Annotated in this window: 19 protein-coding genes and 1 tRNA gene; 8 read left to right on the forward strand and 12 right to left on the reverse strand. The window is 41.4% G+C overall.

Annotation, left to right across the window (positions count from 1 at the left end; translation table 11 throughout):
• Nucleotides 1-156 precede the first annotated feature (156 nt).
• From AC5590_RS15145 to AC5590_RS15160, 4 genes are all read right to left on the reverse strand, one after another.
• Nucleotides 157-402, reverse strand: coding sequence for a YlxR family protein (locus AC5590_RS15145; RefSeq protein WP_169264435.1), 246 nt, complete (start codon nucleotides 400-402; stop codon nucleotides 157-159).
• Nucleotides 403-451: 49 nt separating this feature from the next.
• On the reverse strand, nucleotides 452-1,723 hold the full coding sequence (gene nusA / locus AC5590_RS15150) for a transcription termination factor NusA (RefSeq protein ID WP_169264452.1): 1,272 nt from the start codon (nucleotides 1,721-1,723) through the stop codon (nucleotides 452-454).
• Nucleotides 1,724-1,921: 198 nt separating this feature from the next.
• Nucleotides 1,922-2,383, reverse strand: a complete 462-nt coding sequence (rimP, locus tag AC5590_RS15155; protein WP_169264436.1) for a ribosome maturation factor RimP — start codon at nucleotides 2,381-2,383, stop codon at nucleotides 1,922-1,924.
• Nucleotides 2,384-2,751: 368 nt separating this feature from the next.
• Nucleotides 2,752-4,203: a hypothetical protein gene (locus AC5590_RS15160; RefSeq protein WP_211178377.1), complete on the reverse strand. Its 1,452-nt coding sequence runs from the start codon at nucleotides 4,201-4,203 to the stop codon at nucleotides 2,752-2,754.
• A gap of 579 nt (nucleotides 4,204-4,782) precedes the next feature.
• Here AC5590_RS15160 and AC5590_RS15165 point away from each other — a divergent pair.
• On the forward strand, nucleotides 4,783-5,523 hold the full coding sequence (locus AC5590_RS15165) for a peptidoglycan-binding domain-containing protein (protein WP_169264437.1): 741 nt from the start codon (nucleotides 4,783-4,785) through the stop codon (nucleotides 5,521-5,523).
• A gap of 18 nt (nucleotides 5,524-5,541) precedes the next feature.
• Here the strand turns inward: AC5590_RS15165 and AC5590_RS15170 are convergent, their stop codons facing one another.
• The 4 genes from AC5590_RS15170 to AC5590_RS15185 all read right to left on the reverse strand — a co-directional run bounded on the left by AC5590_RS15170 (nucleotide 5,542) and on the right by AC5590_RS15185 (nucleotide 9,053).
• Complete coding sequence (locus AC5590_RS15170) at nucleotides 5,542-6,432, reverse strand: SDH family Clp fold serine proteinase (RefSeq protein ID WP_169264438.1); 891 nt, start codon at nucleotides 6,430-6,432, stop codon at nucleotides 5,542-5,544.
• A 213-nt stretch (nucleotides 6,433-6,645) separates the two neighbouring features.
• On the reverse strand, nucleotides 6,646-6,885 hold the full coding sequence (locus tag AC5590_RS15175) for a type II toxin-antitoxin system HicA family toxin (RefSeq protein WP_169264439.1): 240 nt from the start codon (nucleotides 6,883-6,885) through the stop codon (nucleotides 6,646-6,648).
• The gene (locus AC5590_RS15180) at nucleotides 6,885-7,109 is read right to left on the reverse strand and encodes a type II toxin-antitoxin system HicB family antitoxin (protein WP_169155193.1); all 225 of its coding nucleotides are present in this window, start codon (nucleotides 7,107-7,109) and stop codon (nucleotides 6,885-6,887) included. The genes AC5590_RS15175 and AC5590_RS15180 overlap by 1 nt, the downstream gene beginning before the upstream one ends.
• Nucleotides 7,110-7,178: 69 nt before the next feature.
• Nucleotides 7,179-9,053 (reverse strand): serine/threonine-protein kinase, encoded by a 1,875-nt coding sequence (locus tag AC5590_RS15185; protein WP_169264440.1) that lies wholly within the window; start codon nucleotides 9,051-9,053, stop codon nucleotides 7,179-7,181.
• 556 nt (nucleotides 9,054-9,609) lie between these two features.
• On the opposite strand from AC5590_RS15185, the gene AC5590_RS15190 reads away from it, so the two are divergent.
• The gene (locus AC5590_RS15190) at nucleotides 9,610-10,533 is read left to right on the forward strand and encodes a c-type heme family protein (RefSeq protein WP_169264454.1); all 924 of its coding nucleotides are present in this window, start codon (nucleotides 9,610-9,612) and stop codon (nucleotides 10,531-10,533) included.
• A 296-nt stretch (nucleotides 10,534-10,829) separates the two neighbouring features.
• Here the strand turns inward: AC5590_RS15190 and AC5590_RS15195 are convergent, their stop codons facing one another.
• From AC5590_RS15195 to AC5590_RS15205, 3 genes are all read right to left on the reverse strand, one after another.
• Complete coding sequence (locus tag AC5590_RS15195) at nucleotides 10,830-12,092, reverse strand: serine/threonine-protein kinase (RefSeq protein ID WP_169264441.1); 1,263 nt, start codon at nucleotides 12,090-12,092, stop codon at nucleotides 10,830-10,832.
• A 619-nt stretch (nucleotides 12,093-12,711) separates the two neighbouring features.
• A complete protein-coding gene (locus AC5590_RS15200; RefSeq protein ID WP_169264442.1) occupies nucleotides 12,712-13,602 on the reverse strand; it encodes a phosphate/phosphite/phosphonate ABC transporter substrate-binding protein in 891 nt (296 codons plus the stop codon).
• Between the two features lie 256 nt (nucleotides 13,603-13,858).
• A tRNA-Val gene (locus AC5590_RS15205) sits at nucleotides 13,859-13,930 on the reverse strand.
• Between the two features lie 379 nt (nucleotides 13,931-14,309).
• Between AC5590_RS15205 and AC5590_RS15210 the strand changes: the two genes are divergently transcribed.
• The 6 genes from AC5590_RS15210 (at nucleotide 14,310) to AC5590_RS15235 (ending at nucleotide 20,535) form a co-directional block, all read left to right on the forward strand.
• Entirely contained in the window at nucleotides 14,310-14,444 is a 135-nt protein-coding gene (locus tag AC5590_RS15210) for a chorismate-binding protein (RefSeq protein WP_370460673.1), read from the forward strand.
• Between the two features lie 427 nt (nucleotides 14,445-14,871).
• Nucleotides 14,872-15,150 (forward strand): transcriptional coactivator PipX, encoded by a 279-nt coding sequence (gene pipX, locus AC5590_RS15215; RefSeq protein ID WP_169264443.1) that lies wholly within the window; start codon nucleotides 14,872-14,874, stop codon nucleotides 15,148-15,150.
• Nucleotides 15,147-15,818, forward strand: a complete 672-nt coding sequence (locus tag AC5590_RS15220; RefSeq protein ID WP_169264444.1) for a YggS family pyridoxal phosphate-dependent enzyme — start codon at nucleotides 15,147-15,149, stop codon at nucleotides 15,816-15,818. The genes pipX and AC5590_RS15220 overlap by 4 nt, the downstream gene beginning before the upstream one ends.
• A gap of 417 nt (nucleotides 15,819-16,235) precedes the next feature.
• Nucleotides 16,236-16,829 (forward strand): cell division protein SepF, encoded by a 594-nt coding sequence (locus AC5590_RS15225; protein ID WP_169264445.1) that lies wholly within the window; start codon nucleotides 16,236-16,238, stop codon nucleotides 16,827-16,829.
• A gap of 100 nt (nucleotides 16,830-16,929) precedes the next feature.
• Nucleotides 16,930-17,742, forward strand: a complete 813-nt coding sequence (gene proC / locus AC5590_RS15230) for a pyrroline-5-carboxylate reductase (protein ID WP_169264446.1) — start codon at nucleotides 16,930-16,932, stop codon at nucleotides 17,740-17,742.
• A gap of 114 nt (nucleotides 17,743-17,856) precedes the next feature.
• Nucleotides 17,857-20,535, forward strand: a complete 2,679-nt coding sequence (locus AC5590_RS15235; RefSeq protein ID WP_169264447.1) for a DEAD/DEAH box helicase — start codon at nucleotides 17,857-17,859, stop codon at nucleotides 20,533-20,535.
• A gap of 99 nt (nucleotides 20,536-20,634) precedes the next feature.
• On the opposite strand, the gene AC5590_RS15240 is transcribed toward AC5590_RS15235, so the two are convergent.
• Entirely contained in the window at nucleotides 20,635-21,006 is a 372-nt protein-coding gene (locus AC5590_RS15240; protein WP_169264448.1) for a hypothetical protein, read from the reverse strand.
• Nucleotides 21,007-21,443 lie beyond the last annotated feature (437 nt).

Genomic DNA, 21,443 nt, shown 5'->3' on the forward strand with positions numbered 1-21,443 from the left:
AAGAGCTACGCTAATGACACCCTTTTACTATTTTGGCACTACATGAGCGATAAAACAGACTGTGTTGATAGCACAAATAATTCGGCTGTCACCACAATTTCTTTGGGAATTACCGCCACAACGTAGTTTTGATTAAGTTTGTTTTTGGTTATTCCTTTATTGTAGACGCTGCCATAATGTGTGGTACAGTGCTTCTGGCACTGATGCACGTAGGGCTCGCCCTAATCTATTTTTTTTCTGAGCTGCCAAAAGACAGTTCTGCTGCGGACAAATATAGGCAGAACGCCCCATGCCCTCATCTAATTGTACCTGTCCTGAAGGAAACACGCGGACAATTCGCCAGAACTCTTGTTTTAATCTTGTTTTTCGACAACTAATACAACGCCGATAATTTGGTTTCATAGGCGCGCTCGTTCGTTACTCAGGACGATGTTTACTGATAACTTTACTCTTAGTCGTCATCATTTTCGTCAAAAATTTCATCCTCAAAAAACTCTTCCTGATTTTTATCTTCTAAGTCCTCCTCGTCAGAGTCATCTACTTCTGGTATGTATTTTGCTCTCACATCTGCAAACTTGGCATCTTCTCCTGCGTGGTCATACTTTGCTTTATCTTTAATATCAATTTTCCAACCAGTCAGACGAGCCGCCAAACGAACATTTTGTCCTTCCTTGCCGATCGCCAGACTCAATTGGTCTTCCGCCACCAGTACATGAGTTTGTCTTGTTTCTGGATCCATCAGACGAACCTCATCTACCCGTGCGGGACTCAAAGCGTTGGCAATATAGGTAGCAGGATCTGGAGACCAGCGAATCACATCTATTTTTTCGCCGCGCAGTTCGTTGACGACAACTTGAATTCGTGATCCCCGCGCTCCAATACAAGCACCTACTGGATCTACATCACGATCAAGAGTATCAACAGCAATTTTCGTCCGAGGTCCTACATGACGAGAAGGTGGATTTGCCTCTCGCGCTACAGCGACAATCCGCACGACTTCATCTTCGATTTCTGGCACTTCGTTGGCGAACAAATAAACCACCAAACCTGCATCAGAACGTGAAACTAGTAACTGAGGTCCTCGTTGCTGACCTTGAGAAACTTTTTTCAGATAGACCTTAAAGGTGGCATTTGCTCGATAATTATCATTAGGTAATTGTTCACGCTTGGGCAATTCGGCATCCACCTCTGGCTGACCAAAACCACTGCTGACAGCCATAATCACCGATTGTCTTTCAAACCGCAGAACTCTTGCTTGTAGAACCGTTCCTTCTAAGTCTTGGAACTCCTCTTGCACCATCTGGCGTTGTTGATCCCGCAGTTTTTGCGCCAAGACTTGCTTAGTTTGCATTGCTGCCATGCGACCAAATTCTCCTTGGTCGGGGGTAACATCCAGCACAACTTCTTGTCCTAATTGCGCTTCGTCCCCTCCCATGTCTTGAACTTGTTGAAGCGCAATTTCATGATCAGAGTTGGTCACAGCTTCAACGATAGTTTTGGTTGCAACAACGCGGAAGCCTTCATCTTCAACGTCTAGTTGCACATCAAAATTCTCAAAGTAATCTTCATCGAACTGTCTTCGCTCTAAGTTTTGAGCACGACGATAACGTTCGTAACCTTTGAGTAATGCTTCTCTGATCGCTGCTTGAACTGCAACACGAGGTAAATTACGCTCACGACTTATATTTTCGATTAAATCTTTTAATCCAGGTAAAGTTACCATTGACATAAACAATCTCCTTATATAGCTATGCAAAAAATGGTCAGCAGAAAAACAGTGCTAATTGCTGAGTTAGTGATTTGTGGAATTGTTTAAAACCTGACTCAGCAGCGCCGCTTGCTTTGAGCAATAAACCTCACAAGGGACGCTGTCGCTCCTCTAAACTTCGGTACTCACAACTGTTGAATGCTGATAGTTTTTCTATCTGCCCTCATCGAGATCTACCTTAGTAATTGAGGAGCGAGGAATTTGAACAACACGACCTTTTTGATTTAAATAAACTGTTGTCTCATCCCGGCGAATCAACTGACCAATCCACTGTTGCTGTCCTTCATAGGATGGAGCAGTCTGGACAATAACAGGAAATCCTTTGAAGGAAATAAATTCTCGGTCGGTTGTCAGCTGTCGCGAAATACCAGGACTGGATACTTCCAATACATAAGCATCTGGAATTATTTCCACTACATCTAAAGTAGCTTCAAAGGCACGACTCATTCGCTCACAGTCATCTAACCCAGTGTCCTGTTGAGGATTGCGAATGTCTAAGCGTAAAACCGGTGGATTTTGATTGGTGTGAAAAACCACGCCAACAACTTCCAATCCCAGCTTTTCTGCCACTGGTGTCGCCAATTCAATAATCTGTGGAACGAGAGGGTGAGTCATGCGGCTATTCCAACAAAAAAAGTGGGTCATTACCCACTTCCTGCGATAGGGATATCTTCCAAGAAGTCTTCGGGCGAACCTAACAGGTTCGCCTGATTATCTAAGTTTAGCGTATTTTTTTGGGAGCGAGAAGCAAAAACTCGCTTGAATATGGGTATAAGGGTGTAAGGGTGTAAGGAAAAATCTTTCTGCCTTGAAAATAATAGGGGTGTAGGGGAAAGCCAGATTTTCATGGCAAGGTTTGTGGGATTTTCCCGTGATTGGCTGATTTGAAATCAGGCATTATGAGACGTCGTACCACAGAGGAAAATTCCTCCCCTTGTCTTGTTGTCTCCTTGTCTATTTTCCACTGCTGTTACAAATTCACATCAATTTCCTTCTCTACGCACCAGCATAGTAGAGCTTTTATCTTCCAGTGGTTGAACTGATGGCTGTGTTCGTAGCTGCTTGGTTTGCTCGATAATTTTCCACATATCTTCTTTTGACAAGCGTTGGACATAATTAAGCTTGACTTCTTCTAAAAAGTCAATAACTAAGTTCTGAATTTCTGAAAAAACCTGTTTTTTCTGGATTTCTGTCCCCAAAGCTTCGCTAAAGCTTTGCACAAGTTGACTAGAAAGTTTTGCTCCAACTGGATCTTCTGCTGCGCTGACAACTGCATTATAAAGGTTCGTTGTGATTTGGGTTGCGAGTTGCTCACTCAATTGAGTTTGCATCGCATCCAGTCCAGGTAATATTTGTAGGTTGTGATAAATCGGAACTTCTTTAATAGTGCTTTCAATGTTGTGCCGCAAAATCGCTATAATTTCAGGCTGAATTTTTGGCAGTACTTGGTAAAGAATTGTTTTTACCAAAATGGCTCCAATTGCTTCTACTTCATTAATATTATTGATATCTATGTAGGAGTGAGTTTGTTCTTTTTGTGGTAGCCAACGCCTTAGTTCACCCCGTTGAATTGATCCCTGAATTTGGTTAATAACCCGAATAACAACAATTTCTGTCAGTTCTTCGGCAAAATTCGCCACGACTCCTCGATGAATTTGTTGACGTATTGGATTTAGACTCAGCATTCGTGCATGGTCTAGGCGAATAGAAACAGGTATAATTCGCAACCAGCGCCAAAATGGTAGTAAGAAAAACAAATCATACCAGTGCGTAAAAATCGCATTGAAAAAACTCAAACTAGGATACTGACGTTTGATATAGAAGCTGCGTGCTAATAACTCCACACCAAATAAAATGACAAATGGTAAGTCAATTCTCCAAAAATCATCAATGAATTCGCCATTTTCTCCAATATTTCGGTAATAGTTGACAATAATTAAACGGCGAATTTGGTTGTTGAAAAAATCAATTTCTTGCTTCCAACCACCTTTTGATAAATAAGCCTGACTCCAGAATGTAGAAAAGGCTTCCTTGGAAGATTTAACGGCTACGCGATCGCGCATCCGATTTTTGATTTTTTCCAAGGTACCACTTTTATTCACCGCTTCAAACGGATTGCTATCAATCATCTCGCTACTAAGACGGCTAAGTTCCTCAAGTTTTTTTTCCACCTGAGGTGATTGCAACCCTGTTTGACTGACCTGTTCTATAAGTTCGTCTACTGTGTCCAAATAGTTTTCTGTATCTCGATGGGATTCAATCCCTTTAAGTGGATCGTATATCTGAGTGATTATGGGGAGATTTCTTTTGTAAAAATCTCGCCAAGGAATATAGCTTAAATCAAATAAAACCAGCCCTAGATTAACAGAGGCAATAATTGCCATCAACCGCTCAAACCATATGTTTCGCTTTGTTAAGGTTTTCACGTTAGTCATTGGCTTTTTAATAAGTAAAGTACAGATTTTGGATACAACATCTCTAAATTACGTGGTTTTAAGTCTTGTCTACCTATACCTGCTGCTTTCAAGCAATATATCTATAGGAATCCGGTTTGGTTTATGTTAGCTTGCGTGGCGGAGCCATACGAACTCGTTGAAGTAGGGAATGCTTAATGCTTAACGCTTAACATACACGCTAACGAAGCTTCGCAAAAATCTGTGGAGGAATCCTATATAGCGAGCTTAGATTATTTCTAATAAAATACTGTAAGAAATCGATAACTAAGTTAAAATTTTACAGTATTTTTTACTAAATTTTAAGTATTTTAGCCATTAGAGCAATTTATACTTAGCCAAAAAAGCACTTTAATTTACTTCAAGATTCTCTCACAGATGATTCCGGATTGCTATATCTAAGATAGATGACATTAGTTTATGAATCTTAACATCCATGTACGATAACTTTAAGTTATCAATAATCATTAATAAAGCGACCAAAAGACTTTACAGAAACTTAAAATGCATCTATCTGTCAACGTCAATATCCGGTTGATTTGACCAAGAGGAGTTTTACTTATGTGGTGTGGGTTTGGAAAATCAAACATTACCGTTGCGACTGCCTGTTTGATCACAGCTAGTGTAGTAATTTCAGATGTCGCTTTTGCTGCACGAACTTATACCCCACGGCAATTTCGCGCTGTGTTACGGGGACTAGGTTACAGCGTCAAGGTATCAGATGCACCTTTGACCACAGCGGATACTAAAAACGCAATTCAAGAATTTCAAAAAGGGCACAAACTAAAACCTGCTGATGGAATAGTAGGACCAAAAACTCAAGATGTTGCTGCAAAAATAGTTGAAACTTTGCAAGCTAATTTAAACTTGGTAGCTAAGCCCAATCCTCTGTTGCCCAGTAATCAATATTATGGTTCTCAAACAGAAGCAGCAGTTAAGCTATATCAGAAAAAACTGGGTTTACAACAAACAGGAATTGCTGACTTAGCATTGAGGCAAAAACTCACCCAACAAGCAAAGAACATCAAGAAAGAACCAACATCCACGCCAACAACAAAGCCACGAAAACCAACAACCTCACCGACTACCCAGCCAACACCAACAGCAAAACCAACTAAAACCCCTACTTCTACACCTAGAACTACGCCAACAGCAAAACCAACCACAACGCCTACTTCTACACCAGAGGCGTTACCCACAGCTACACCTACTTCTACACCAGAAGCGTTGCCGACAGGGAGTCCTACGTCCACACCAGGAGTCTCACCGACAGCAACGCCTACACCAACACCGACAAGATAATAACTTGGCTTAACTCATCTAAGTTGGACCAGGTTCTTCTAATGGTCTACCTTTAGGAGTTGGTAAAATGGGGCGGCGGTCATCGTAGGGCATGGGAATATACTGTACACTGGGCCGTCCGCCTTGTGGTTGTGGATACAAATCCATAAGATCGTAAATAACATTGGGTAGTCCGACTGTTACGGGTAGCCCCATTTCTGTTGCTTCTTCAACAGTGATTGGGTAGTCGTGAGTCACGCGCCCAGTCGTTAGGGCATCGATTATACTCTCAATGTTTTCTGGCTTCACTTTCTGTGTAGGTACTGTATCTTTCAGCAGGGTTCGTACAAAGCGCTGCACTTGCGCGATCGCTTTGCGTGATAGATCAGCCATAATCAAAGTCTGGTCGTCAACTTCACCAATAGGTTTGTGTTCAACAACTTTCAAGATGCTAGCTGCAGGGAAATTACCCAGTTGTGGATCAACAGGTCCAAGAACAGCGTTAGCATCCATGACAATTTCATCAGAAGCTAAGGCAAGCATTGTACCACCACTCATGGCGTAGTGAGGGACAAAGACAGTTACTTTGGAAGGATGGCGAATTAATGCTCTCGCTATTTGTTCTGTTGCTAAAACCAAACCACCAGGAGTATGTAAAATCAAGTCAATGGGAACCTCTGGCGGGGTAAGCCGAATTGCCCGCAGTATCTGTTCTGAGTCTTCGATGGTGATATATCGCGAGACAGGAATTCCCAAAAAGCTGATAGACTCTTGGCGGTGAATGAGCAAAATCACTCGGCTTTTGCGTTGTTGCTGAAATTCCTGTAGGGCGCGGATACGCCGATATTCTACCTGACGTTTCTGCCATAGGGGTTGCAGGGAAGAAAGCAGGAGGAAAATCCAGAATAAATCTCCAATACCAAAGCCCATATGCAATTCCAAATTAAAACACAATAACAATTAATTTCCTAACTCAGGCAAGCATCTGATCTGTGTGCTTTGTGTAAAAGCGTCTCAGCTAAGATAGATTGCCAAAATTAAGGTTACCCTGATTATTGTTTCAATTTTTGGAAAATATCGAGTCTATCTAGAGAGTTAGAAGAATTTAACCGCATTAAGTTATGGTTTACTGTCAAGGTAATTTTACATTTGCTCATAGGCAGCTAAAAATTCCTCTCGCGAGATACTTGCTTGAGTACATATGGATCTCAACGTTGAACCCTTAATATAAGAGTGGTTAGGCATAGTTAATGGAGTTCGCGTTCCATCATTATTTTGTCGTACCATGACAATATGCTCCCTTTCCCGGATAATGCTAAATCCAAGTAATTCCAATGTTTTAATAACTCTGGCTTTGGACGCATCTACAGGAAACTTAGCCATTAGACGGAAACCTCAGCTTCAGCGACAAAGGCTTCTAAAACAGGTGATTCCTCTTCTAAAACGTCTTGACCAAATATCTCAATATGGCAGCGAATAGCAGATTTCACATCAGCTAAAGCTTCTTCATAACTGTCTCCCTGACCAACAACAACCCCTTTAATACCAAGGGGATAAGCAACATAACCATCGGAATGTTTTTCTACTATAAGTTTGATGTGTTTCATGAGTTTCTTGAGTAGCAGATATTTTTCTAAGCAACAATCAATACATTAATAGTAAGTGCATTACCCAAATTAGGAATAGCATCGCCAAATTTTGATCGTATCGTCATCACTACCACTTACAATAGTCTGTCCATCTGGACTAAAGGTAACAGATCTGACGTAATTAGAATGACCATGAAGAGTGTAAATTTCACTACCTGTCCTGATCTGCCAGATTTTAATAGTTTTGTCCCAACTACCGCTAACAAGAAGCTGTGCATTCGGGCTAAAAGTGACTGAACACACCGCATCGGAATGACCTGTAAAAGTGTGAATTTTTTTCCCTGTACTGACTTGCCAAAGTTTAATAGTGCCATCAGCACTGGCACTTACCAAAAGTCGCCCATCTGGGCTGAAGGTAACGAAATTAACAAAGAAGGAATGACCTCTAAAAGTGTGAATTTCTCTACCTGTACTTACTTGCCAAAGCTTGATTGTACTATCAGCGCTACCACTAGCTAGAAGTTCTCCATCCGGACTGAAAGCAACTGACCATACTGAGTCCGAATGACCTGTGAAAGTGCTAATTTCTATGCCTGTACTTACTATCCATAACTTAACAGTGCTATCAGCGCCACCACTCGCTAAAATCCACCTTCCCATGTAAGTTTCTTCTTGTTGATAAGAAAATTTCAGAGGTATTGGATTAAAGGCTACAGAATTGATCCAGCTGCCATGAGTGGTTAATGTACGAATTTCTTTTCCTCTACTGACTTGCCACAACTTAATAGTTTCATCCCAGCTTCCACTAGCAACTAACTGTCCATCGGGACTAAAAGCGACAGTATGAACAATGCTGGAATGACCAGAAAACCAACCACCAAGGCTACGCAAAAGTTTACCAGTTTCTAGTTGCCAGAGTTTAATTGTATGATCATTGCTAGCACTAGCGATCGCCTGTCCATCTGAGCTGATAGCAACAGCAAGAACCATGCTGGAATGACCTCCGAGGGTATGTACGCATTGCCAGTTTCCAGAAGTGGCAACAGATGGTATGATTCGCTGTTGATTTTGGGGTGGAGACTGATTATTCGGAAGTACTGGGCGGTGTACGATTACCTGTGTGGGCGGTTCCTCGCGAATCTCAACATCCAATAAATCCACCCACTCCTGTACGGACTGCGGGCGGAGACTGGGTTGCAAATCCATCCCCCTGATGATAGCTTGATTGACCTTGTCACTAATATTACGATTGAAGTGTTTTGGTGGTTCTAGAGGAATGTTATGTCGTCTGTCATCAGCGTTCCTTGGTGTCACTCCAGTGATTAAACTATACAAGGTGGCAGCTAGTGCATAGACATCAATATATTCTCCCCGTGGTGCTTCCAATTCATACTGTTCTGGGGGGGCAAAACCTGGTGTACGATACACTGTATGCCTTTGGATAACATTGGGAATAAATTCTCTGGCAATACCAAAATCAATCAGCACAGCTTCTGATTTGCCCGCGCGAAGCATGATGTTACGTGGTTTGATATCCCTATGCAGCAAACCTCTACTGTGAATCACCTTTAAAGCATCGCCAATTTGCCGGATGTACAAAAGCGCTTCAGCTTCTGGTAAGACTTTCATTCGCCGAAGGCGGTTGCCTAAGTCTTCACCATCGATGTACTCTATCACCATGCAAGGCAAATCGCCTTCATCAAAAATATTTTCTATTTGCACTATATGAGGATGGCGACACAAGGCAAGCCGAACAGCTTCATCGCGGAAGTCTTGCTTTAATTTGCTTTGATGCGGTTTCCAGGTATCCTCATTAAGGATGTCAACTCTTAGAGTTTTAATGACCCGCAGTTCATTTCGTTCATTTCCGACGAGATAGGTGATACCAATTCCACCTTCGCCTAATTTTCTTTCAATGATGTAGCGTCCCCCAAGCAACGCCTGTCCTGGATTCCAGACCATTATATTAGTAACTCTCCCCATGCTATTTATTTTGGCACGGTATTAAAGCTGGGTAAGGATTCAAGGGAAAATTTTGAAATTCTAAATTTGTGTCTCCTACACGGGAGTTGCACGCTAAGCTTAACGTGTAAGGTATATTTGGAACTAAGTTATCTCTTAGTCTTATTCTGGCACTGTCAACAGTCTAGGACTCAACTTAACAAACAGGCTATTAGCAAATGAGTAGTATCTTAATATTTTTTTAAAATTTTTAGTTTCAGGCTGTTATGCTCTATTTTCTAAATTAGGAGATATTTTTTTGAAAAACCGGAATTTGATCAATGTAGTATTTTTTCAAAAAATGACTTCTAAGATTTATTCATGAACTTAATCATGAAGTAAAAATTGATATTCATCTATTTTTTGACAAATTCGTGTACGTAATCCGGAATACGACAAAGTTATTTTGTACTCATCTACATTGTCAGTTATTTATGCTTAGTCTGTCCATATAATGGTTAAGACATGCCTTTAATTATTTGCTCATTGTAGTATTATCTTCACATGATATAAAATGATGTTAAAAAACTTAAAATTGAGACAAAAATTTACAATTTTGCTAGTGGTCATTCTTGTAGTCGGTCTAAGCTTTAGTGGATTGGCTCTTTCTGCTTTGCTAAGACAGAATGCTGAAAATGAAATTGCCTCACGAGCTTTAACACTCATCGATACAATGACTTCTGTTCGTGAGTACACACTTACCCAAATCTATCCAGAACTTGCTGATAAACTGGAAGAAAAGTTTTTGCCACAAGTGGTATCTGCATATTCAGCACGAGAAATCTTTGAAATTTTCAGAAAAAAACCAGAATATCGAGATTTATTTTATAAAGAAGCAGCAACTAATCCCACTAATCTTCGGGATAAGGCTGACAGTTTTGAGACGGGAATTTTAGAGGGTTTCCAAAAAGATAAAAATTTAAAAGAGGTGAGGGGATTTCGCTCGGTTCCGGGAGGCGATATATTTTATATTGCTCGTCCGCTAACCATTAGCAAAGAAAGTTGTCTGACATGTCATAGCACGCCTGAAGTCGCACCAAAAACTATGATTGAGCGTTTCGGTGCAGTTAATGGATTTAATTGGCAGTTGAATCAAATTGTGGCGGCTCAATTTATTTCACTACCGGCGAGTAAAGTGATTGAAAAAGCTAATCAATCTTCTTTGAAGATAATAGGACTTGTATCTACTGTTTTTATAGTGGTTATTCTTTTAGTGAATGTCTTTTTGCATCGACAGGTTATTATTCCCCTCAAGCGGATAACTCGTGTCGCGGAAGAAGTTAGCACAGGGCATTTAGAAGTTGATTTTGATCAGATTTCTAATGATGAAATTGGTAATCTTGCCAAAGCTTTTAAACGGATGAAATTAAGTTTAGAAATGGCAATGAAAAGAATTAGACGTACTCATGGAGGAAATACTGGAGGAACAGCAGGAAATTAAGCTGCAACTCAAATAAGTCACAACTATATTTTTGACCAAGAAAGAATTCAGAACTCAGAACTCAGAACTCAGAATATTAAACGCGTTTTCTCGTTATGAGTTAAGAGTTCTGGTTCGGTGAGAACTGGTTCCAAGAAAGCGGATTTCTCCGTGGAGAAAAAGAAAGTTTTTCGCACTTAAATTCCCCGGATTCTATCCGTGGAGATATTCTGATTACTGCGTTCTGTGTTCTGCGTTCTTCTTAAAGTTTCTCTTTTCAAAGAAGGCACTTGGATGAGTTGGTTCCCCCGAAACACTCATGAAAATAGGTGTTTTCTAAATTCAACACCTGCTGATGCATCAGGAATTTCCCTGGCTAAAAATTCAATAAATTGGTAAGGCGAAATTTGAGGAGTTTGCTCTAGAATCTCTTCCACAACTAGACTTGCTATTGGTCCAATGTAGTAAGCTAGTTCTTGCTGACAGCGTTGTATGAAAGCTGGATTGAGTGAAGATTGTTCCGGTTGTGGTTGTGGTTGTGGCTCAATAACAGGGTATTGCTGCTGACTATATGAACTTCTAGCCGAACTTGCTGTAGTCTGTGGATATTGGTAGTGTGGCTGTCGTGTGGTGAATGTAGGTTGAGATTTCTGTTCTATAACTGTGCTAGGGAAATCAAGAACAGTTGATGATCCCATTACTTGAAACTGTCCAAGACGTTCTAAATCTGTGAGAACTTCCTTTGAGGATTGGTATCGCTGCTTTGGTGTATCTGCTAGCAATTTTTCAAGTACTCTGGCAAAATCATTGGTGACCTTGGTGTAAGAACGCCATCTCCACTCCAAAGAGTACTGATCCATAAGAAAAGATGGATCTCTACCTGTTAGTAAGACAACTGCAGTCACGCCCAAGGCATAAAGATCACTGGAGGGAGAACACAACCCCAAGCTAATTTGCTCACGAGGAGCATATCCCACTTTCCCCACAAGGGACATTTTACCAACAAAACTCATGTGGTCAGGAGTGGTGTTTTCATTCAGGTTAGCTATCTGTTTTCCCACACCAAAATCAATCAGCACTGGTAAATTTTCGCCATCAGGTAACATGATGTTGTCAGGAGAAATATCTCGATGGATGATGTTGTGCTGATGAATATATCCCAATACAGGTAACAAACTTTTTAGCCACTGTATAACTTCAATTTCCGAAAAAGTTTCTTCCAAATCTTGCCGTTCTCGCAACACAAATGAATAGGTTTTACCATCCACAAACTCTTGTACTAAAAACAGCCGACCATCTCCTTCAAAACAAGCCAAGAAACGAGGAATTTGAGGGTGTGCCAACTGGTGAAGAATTCTTGCTTCTCTTTTAAATAAATTGCGACATTTTTCTAAAGCATTCTCCCCTGAACCCGTGGGTGCAAATTCTTTCAGGACGCATGCTTCGTTAAACCGACGAGTATCATACGCCAAGTATGTTCTTCCTAAGCCCCCCTGTCCCAAAAGTTTTTGAATAATATAACGATTATCAATCATCGTCCCAGAGGGAATTTCTGCTTTTATTATGTAAGACTGAGACATAAGGTGACACTCCTAGCTCTGTAAGCTCTTTTCTTTATAAGTAATTTGGTATTTTTCAAAACAAAGTCTATAAACCCAAGTTGCTAGTTATCAAAAAGTGCCTAATTTTAAGTACAAAGTCTCAAATTATAGTACTTAGCAATACTAAAAAAGTCATTTATTGTATTCTTTAATACCGTTTATACACACTAACTAGCAACTTACGTTATTAGGTAAAAATTTTAATAGATTTATCCTATCAGGGTTGTCTATGATAACTACAGCATCAAACACAGTATTTTCAGCAAAAAAATCTGTTTGGTAGATAACTCATATTATACTAAGTTGATTACTCCTCACTCTAACCGGATCAGAGCTTAATTAAGTATCGGCAGATTTTTCCAAAAAAAACGCGAAACAATGATTAACTTTTATGAATTTTTCTGAAGTAGTCTTTTGTTAATCACTTGTCCATTAACCCTCTATTACGTCATAGTGGAAGTAAAACACCATTCAAAATCAGTGAAAAGCTTGTGGTATATTCATTTGGAATGTGTTAGCAGCGTCAGGTAGCGAATTTCTCATTCTGCGAATTCCCCGTTGCAAGACCGCAGTGGCTCCGCTTGTGACGAGGGCGGTACTATGGAGTGGTAGATTTTTGATTGAGTAAAACGGCGGGTGTTTTCTTGACTTGCTCTTCTAAAGGTTTGACTTTATCTACTAATTTTATAAATTGATCGTAGCTAGGTACTTTGGCTACAGGGACGTAACCTGCATCTGCTACGATATCCCCAGGTGCTTGGTTCATTGCTTTTTGAATCTGCTGCTGTTGATTCCGTTCTACAGTTGGTGCTAGTAAAACAACCGCAGGAGGAATTGATCGGCTAGTGTGTAAAATCCGAAACTTGGTTGTACTAAATTCTCGCTGATGAAGCTCAAAATCTGTTTGAGATAGTGCGCCAGCATCAACGCTACCTTCACTGATCCACTGCAATACTGTTTTGGGAGTAGGAGCGAAACGGATTTTAGCAAGGGTTAAACCGTACAAATCGTACAGAGGAACATAATAGCCAGCTGCAGAACCTGCTGTTTCCAAAGCAACAGTTTTATTCGCCAGGTCTGCTATTGTTTTTATTGGTTTATCATCTCGAACTATCAGTAAAGAGCGTTGTCTACCACGTGTTCCCTCCATCGAGAACAAAGGAATATAAAGTTCCTTGCTGATCGCTATTGCTGCTAAACCAGGAGGCGCAAAAACAATTTTCCAATTTTGGCGTTGAATTTGCTCTAAAGCTTGCAATTCGTTGTAAGCTGGTTCCAGTTCTACAATTGATTGAGTTTGTTTTGCTATGTAGTCTTTGAAGCGCTCGTATTTTTCTAAAGAAACAGTTCCTTCGCCGTAGCTGACCACACCGACAGTTAGTTTTTCCGAGTTGATGTCTTGTTGTTTATCATCGCATCCAGTTGCTAGTAATCCTATAAGTATCAGGAGATTAATCAACAAAAAATATCGTGAAATAATGGTTTTCATTCTTCAATGACAATTTCCGGAAAATTATCTAACATGGAGACATATTGATTATCGCTATTTCAAGTACAACATAATAGCAATTAATCTCAAAAATTAATTTTTCCTAAAACTTGTGTTGCTATTTGAAAATATGAGCGTGCAAACAAATATTGTTTCCTCCATCCTTAGAAACAACAGCTAGTTAAATAATTTGATGAATGGCAGATTTGAACAAGCCACGCTTGCCGCTTCTCAACGTTAAATAGAATTCCATAAATGGGCGATACTGGATTTGAACCAGTGACCCCTTCCGTGTGAAGGAAGTGCGCTACCACTGTGCTAATCGCCCAATTTAGTCTATAATAGCACAAATGGCAGTAAGTTCCAAAGTTCAAAAATGGAATGAAGACATTAGTGTTTTAGAATTTACAGTGGCACGAGCGTACCTACAAAGCTTCTCAAAGTCCTTTGGCACAAAGTCCAAAAGCTCAAAAAAGTAGTAATGGGTTTAAGTTGTTATATCTTGTGTATCACTCTACATGTTCACGATTACAAAGCACAAGACCCGCTGAACACCGCTATGCTAGTAAGTTTGAAACGCAATGATTTAGGGCTATGCTCCGTTCGCGTAGCGTGTCCGGAGGACACAGGGAGCCGCCCCTTTGGGGCGATTGCCTACGGCAGAGCTACGCATAACGCCTGAATGGGAAACTGTTGCTGTTAATGAATTGCTAATAATTGAGGATTACACCAACGTTATCCACCTTGTCAGCAACATCAAAGGTAGCTTAAAATCTGATTGTAGCGTGCTTGAGTTGATTCGAGCCATGTTCCTTTGTTGGCACGTTCACAGGTTGTCCTAAAGTCCGCTGGCTCAAAATGATTGAAGAACTAGAACCAATGCGCTGTAGTTTGTTCTTCTGTAATTTAGAGCTATTCAGTAATGAACGGCAATCTGCATGGACAAAGGGGAAAACTTTCGTATGCGCTGCACGCACTTCGTGTTAGTATATGCTGCATTCTAACAGAGGCAAGCTACGTACAAAGTAGGGTATAGTTTGGAGTCTTCTATGTCCTTAAGGACACACTAAGTGCGATTCGTAAGCTTCTCCACAAGAGCCACGCGCTCCAGCGCAAGCCCCTGCTGCTACTTATGTTGGCCAGGTGCTGCTTGCTCTTAACTTTGGGGTTTTTGGGATTTTTAGCAAAAATTTTGACGAAATGCGTCCTTTGTCGTCAAAATGTTTCTCTTCAACTGCAAAAATATATATATTCATCCCTTAGTATTAAATGAACTTAGACAACTCGGAAACTTACATCAATCATCCAACTTGGGGTTTGCTCTATAGGATTTGTATGGTAGACGAGAACCAAGAGTTGTTCACAACACTGTATGCCCAACGCTTATTCTTCATAGTAACAACTGATGTCAAAGGTATGAAGTTTCAGCCCACTGGACGCACTGAGGCTAGAATGATGATTGAAAATCGCTTGCGTAGTCTGCGTCGTACAGGGCAATCTCAGGAGTACGATCAACTTCAGACTGTTTTCCAACGTACTTTCCAATGAGCAGTTCGATTAGCGAACGTATTATTACCCTTGGTTCCTCTCTACCAGATTCAGTCCGGTTGATTGCTGTTAGCAAGCAAGTCTCTGCTGAAATCATACGCTGTGCTTACGCCGCAGGAATTCGAGATTTTGGCGAGAGTCGCATCCAAGAAGCAGCGAGCAAACAAGCTGTGTTGCAAGACTTAAGCGACATAACTTGGCACTTTATTGGACATTTGCAAAATAACAAAGCCAAAAAAGCCATTGAACAATTTCAGTGGATTCACTCCGTAGATAATTTAAAGCTTGCCCAACGCTTAAATCAACTGGCACAAGAGTTAAAAATCAGTCCTCAGATTTGTCTGCAAGTCAAAATACGACCCGATCCAAACAAGTCAGGTTGGAGTCCATCACAACTATTGGCTGACTTAGCTGCTCTAGATCAATGTGAAAATTTACAAATTCAGGGCTTAATGACAATTCCACCTTTGGGATTAAATGATTCTGAAGCTCTCAACGTATTCAATAGTACCAGTAAATTAGCAAAAGAAATTCAAGAACAAAACTGGTCTAATGTTCAAATGCATCATCTTTCAATGGGAATGTCAGGGGATTACAAATTGGCAGTGCAAGCAGGCGCAACAATGGTAAGGTTAGGAACTATCTTGTTTGGAGAACGTCCTGTTTAATATTGGTTTTCAAAGTATAATCACGGAATAACAAGGTATTTAATCGTACGATTAAATACCTTGTTTCAGTATATTTTGTGCTCCGACACTCTTTATAAAACTTTGTTGGTAAAAACTTCATGAAACACTGGTTCAATCGGTGACAAAAGATATAGTATTGACAAAAGCAAAAGTTAATATAATATCAGATGAAAATCACTTCCCGAAACCGACCGGTTAAGATATAATCTTGACTCATTGTTACCTAAAAAACATATACAGACTTTCTATTCGCGTTTGTTCAAACAAAAACCCCTAGTGGGTAGAACAAATATGAATAGAACAGCGCAAAAATCTGCCCTTTACAAGGGTAAAAATTGATTTCATCATCAGTTTTTGGCATATCCTTACGAGTGAATAGCCCTAGGAGCGTAAACCATGAATAATATATTTTCCAAACTTAGAGACTTCGTCGGTTTAAACGAGCAAGTAGAATATGAGTACTATGAAGAAGAACCAGAAACAGAAAGTTACCGAAATCTGTATCAGGAACAAAATGCTCAACAACCAGTAGCACAAGAACCTCCAGAGCCAAATCGACGCTGGCGGGAACCCGTGCCTACAATGGGAGATGTAAGTGCCGCAGGATCAAAGCCGATGAGCAATGTGATTGGTATGCCTGGAGTAATTAATGGAATATCAGAAGTCTTGGTGCTAGAACCACGCACCTTTGAAGAAATGCCTCAAGCAATTCAAGCATTGCGAGAACGGAAGTCAATAGTATTAAATTTAACAATAATGGATCCCGATCAAGCGCAACGGGCAGTAGATTTTGTCGCTGGTGGTACCTACGCGCTTGATGGGCATCAAGAACGGATAGGCGAAAGTATATTTTTGTTCACTCCAAGCTGTGTGCAAGTCAGTACCCAGTCAGGAATTATTCATGAAGTACCTCAACCTGCAGTACGTCCCTCACGTTCCACTGGACCTAACCCAGCTTGGGGAAACGAAGTTAACAGAATGGCACAATAAACGTAAAATGAGTGATTAGTCCAAAGTCCTTTGTCGAAAGTTCTTTGTCTAAATACTAATGAGTCATAAGTCATGACTCATGACTTATGACTAATGAAAAATGATTATTAAATTCGGCTTAATTGGTGGCGGGGTAATGGGAGAGGCCCTGTTATCCCGCCTTATTGCTCGTAAAATTTATCAACGCTCAGAAGTCCTAGTTAGCGAACCACAAACCTCACGCCAAGGTTTTCTAGAAGACGAATATGGTGTTAATGTGACAGCCGATAATCGTCTGGTTTTCACACCAACAACAGAAGTCGTATTTTTGGCAATAAAACCTCAAGTGTTTAGTGCGATCGCCCAAGAATTGGCAGATGTGATCGATACAGTTTCAAAACCACTGGTGATATCCATCTTGGCAGGCGTGACATTAAATCAGTTGGAAGCAGCTTTTCCCCAGTTGCCAGTCATTCGAGCAATGCCTAATACTCCAGCAACTGTGGGAGCAGGAATCACCGCCATATGTCCAGGGGCGTACACCAACGCAAACCACCACGAAACCGCCAAGAAACTTTTTTCAGCGGTGGGAGAAGTCGTAGAAATTTCAGAAAACCTGATGGATGCCGTGACAGGACTATCAGGATCGGGTCCGGCATACGTAGCACTTGCTATAGAAGCACTTGCTGATGGAGGAGTCGCAGCAGGTTTACCAAGGACAATTGCCAATCAACTTGCCTTGCAAACTGTCTTTGGAACAGCCAAGCTTTTAAATGAAACAAAAATACACCCGGCAGAACTCAAAGACCGCGTCACCAGTCCAGGTGGTACTACAATTGCTGGTATAGCTCAGTTAGAACGAGCTGGGTTTCGCTCAGCTTTAATTGAAGCAGTCAAAGCAGCAACAGCCCGTTCACAAGAATTGGGAAAATAGTTGTTTGTTTTTTATTCAAAACTAATGACTAATGACCGATGACTAATGACTCATAACTAAGTTGACAAAAGAGTCGTTACCATAGTAAACAGTTTTGGTTGCAAATGTGATTGAGTGAATTACCCTGCGCTGTCTCCAGAACTTGAACCAAGTTCGATATTTCCATTTGAATTGGATCAGTTCCAAAAGGATGCAATCGCTTCCTTGAATGCCGGACGTTCCGTTGTTGTATGTGCGCCCACAGGTTCGGGCAAAACATTGGTGGGGGAATACGCTATATATCGCGCCCTATCGCGTGGAAAAAGAGTATTTTATACCACTCCCCTAAAAGCGCTCTCCAATCAGAAACTACGTGACTTTCGGGAAAAATTCGGCTTTGACCATGTTGGACTGTTAACTGGAGATGCCTCCATTAACCGAGATGCCTCGATTCTGGTGATGACCACAGAAATTTTCCGGAATATGCTCTATGGCACACCCATCGGGCAAATTGGCATTTCATTAGTAGACGTAGAGGCTATGGTGCTGGATGAGTGCCACTACATGAACGATCGCCAACGGGGAACAGTTTGGGAAGAATCGATCATCTACTGCCCCCGTGAAATTCAACTCGTAGCGCTCTCAGCAACTGTTGCTAATAGTGATGAACTGACCGACTGGTTAAATCAAGTTCATGGTCCGACTGACCTCATATACTCCGATCATCGCCCAGTTCCTTTGGAATTTCACTTTGGTAACATCAAAGGGTTATTCCCCCTACTGAATGATGACAAAACCCAAATTAACCAGCGCCTGCTAAGAAAGAAGAAAAAAGGAGAGAAAAACAAAAGCAAAGCTAATGTCAGAGCTGAAGCCCCCAGCATGATTCAAGTTCTGGGCGAGCTACACGAACGAGATATGCTGCCAGCAATTTACTTCATCTTCAGTCGTCGGGGATGTGATAAGGCGGTGGCGGAGGTGGGCAGCGATATGTGGTTAGTGGATCAGGAAGAAGCGCAGCAATTGCGCTGGCAGATTGACGAATTTTTAAGCCGTAATCCGGAAGCTGGACGTTCCGGACACGTTGGACCGCTTTACCGAGGAATAGCCGCACACCATGCTGGAATTTTACCTGCGTGGAAAGTCCTTGTTGAAGAGCTTTTTCAGCAGGGGTTAATTAAAGTTGTCTTTGCCACCGAAACCTTGGCAGCTGGAATTAATATGCCAGCCCGGACAACGGTGATTTCTACTCTTTCTAAGCGTACTGATAGTGGACATCGGCTGTTGAATGCCTCCGAATTTCTGCAAATGGCAGGTCGGGCAGGTCGCCGGGGAATGGATGAACGGGGTCACGTTGTGACGTTACAAACTCCCTTTGAGGGAGCCAAAGAAGCAGCGTACTTGGCAACATCCCAAAGCGACCCTCTAGTGAGTCAATTTACACCAAGTTACGGCATGGTGCTGAACTTGCTGCAAACTCATACTTTGGAAGAAGCCAAGGAATTGGTAGAACGCAGCTTTGGGCAGTACTCGGCAAACTTGCACCTGCGACCGCAACACGAATACATCACCCACTTACAAACAGAACTTGCTCAACTTCAAGCACAAATCGCTGCTATTGACGAAGCAGAACTGGCTGTTTATGAAAAATTGCGGCAACGCTTGCGAGTAGAACGCTTAAACTTGAAAATGCTGCAAGAGCAAGCGCAGGAAGCCCGACAACAGGAATTGGGGATGATGTTGGACTTTGCAGTGTCGGGAACACTGTTGAGTCTCAAAAGTAAAAACTTCACAATGCCTGCGCCCATAACAGCAGTGTTAGTAGGGAAAACACTAGGTTCGAGTCAAACTTGTTACTTGGTATGCTTGGGGCGAGATAACCGCTGGTATGTAGCGACAGCCTCTGATGTTATAGATTTGTTTGCAGAACTACCGCGAATTGACATACCTGCTGAGTTGCTACCACCACCAGAAATGCCATTGAAACGGGGACAGTCGCTTGTTGGTGATGAGCAAACCGCAATCATAACTCAACAAATTCCTGAGCCAAGCGAAGCTGTATTTATGCCTCCAGAAGTCCTAGAACAACTTCGTCGCGTCACTGCTGTGCAAGAGCAATTAGAGGCTCATCCCTTACATCAATCAGGCGACGCTGTCAGTGTTTTCAAACGCAGAACACAGGTTGTTGAACTTGAAGCTGAAATTGAATTAATGCAGGGACAAATACAGCAACAATCTCAGCGTCATTGGGAAGAGTTTCTCAATCTTATTGAGATTTTGCAGCAGTTTCAATGTCTGGAGAATCTAGTTCCCACAAGGTTAGGACAAATGGCTGCAGCCATTCGAGGAGAAAATGAGTTGTGGCTGGGCTTAGCACTTGAGGGTGGAGAATTGGACAACTTAGATCCACACCACTTAGCAGCAGCGATCGCAGCTTTGGTGACAGAAACCCCACGTCCAGATAGCATGGTTCGCTTTGACTTGAGTGAAGCAGTGGCAGAAGCTTTATCAAAATTGCGAGGGATTCGTCGCAAGATCTTCCAACTGCAACGTCGTTATAATGTAGCCTTACCAATATGGTTAGAGTTTGAGTTAATAGCCCTTGTGGAGCAGTGGGCGCTTGGTATGGAGTGGATAGAACTTTGTGAAAATACGAGTTTGGATGAAGGTGATGTGGTGCGAATTTTACGTCGTACGTTAGATCTATTATCGCAAATTCCCCACGTACCCTATTTGTCACAATCCTTGCAGCGCAATGCCCATCGTGCTATGCAGCTTATTGATAGGTTCCCAGTTAACGAGGTAGGGGGATAAGTTAGGAGTTAGGAATTGGGAGTTTGAAGTCCTAAGTCCTAAGTCCTAATATACTGAACTCTCACTCAAAAGTTGCACTCCTCGCGAAATAGTAAAGTCTTAATACGTGAGGTTTCCAGTCCCCTGCAAGTTGCGTAAAGAGCTTATACAAGCTGGACAGTCACAGCCAAATAACTGAATCGCACGATCACTTTCTTCTTCTGTAAATTCTACCGAAGCAATATTCTTAGCAGCCTGCCCTGTAGTCACGCTTGATGTCGGTGTAGAAGGAGATTGTTGCTTCCTCTGTGAATCCTTGATACACACTAACTTGTTGACAGCGTGAGGACTGGCTATACAGGTCTGATCATTTTTGTGGATTAATCCCTGCTTAGCAGCAGCGTGTGCGGGATAAATGGCTCCCAAAGTAGACATCAGCGAGACAAAAATAGAGGAACTAGACAATAAATTAAGTATAAGTTTTCTGTTCATGGGTTTTTCTAACCAATTTTGCTGACTGCTAAGATAATCTAATTACTTGTTACAGGTCAATAGAGTTTTTATCAGGAATACCAAGAATTTTTTATATTTGTTTTTACCCAAGAAATCTTTATGAGATAGCACAAAACAAGCTAGATTTTTTGCTAAACTTTTGTCAGGTGAAAAGTAACAAAATAATCATAACCATAATTTTTTTTGCTTTTCATCATTAGTGCTTATAAAGCACTCTTAAAAAAGTGATTCTTTATCCCCAAAAGCCAGCAATATAACAATCCTAAATTATAAGTCCTATGGGCACCCTACGCAGGAACGTGAAGAATAAGATTCTTGACTTCGAGCGAGAAGTTAGGAATCTGAACCAATAGATTGTCAGCCAATTTTGGATTTTGGATTTTGGATTTTGGATTGACTCCACCCTAAAGGTGAGG

Source organism: Brasilonema octagenarum UFV-OR1, from assembly GCF_963888615.1.
GTDB classification, from domain to species: Bacteria; Cyanobacteriota; Cyanobacteriia; order Cyanobacteriales; family Nostocaceae; genus Brasilonema; species Brasilonema sennae.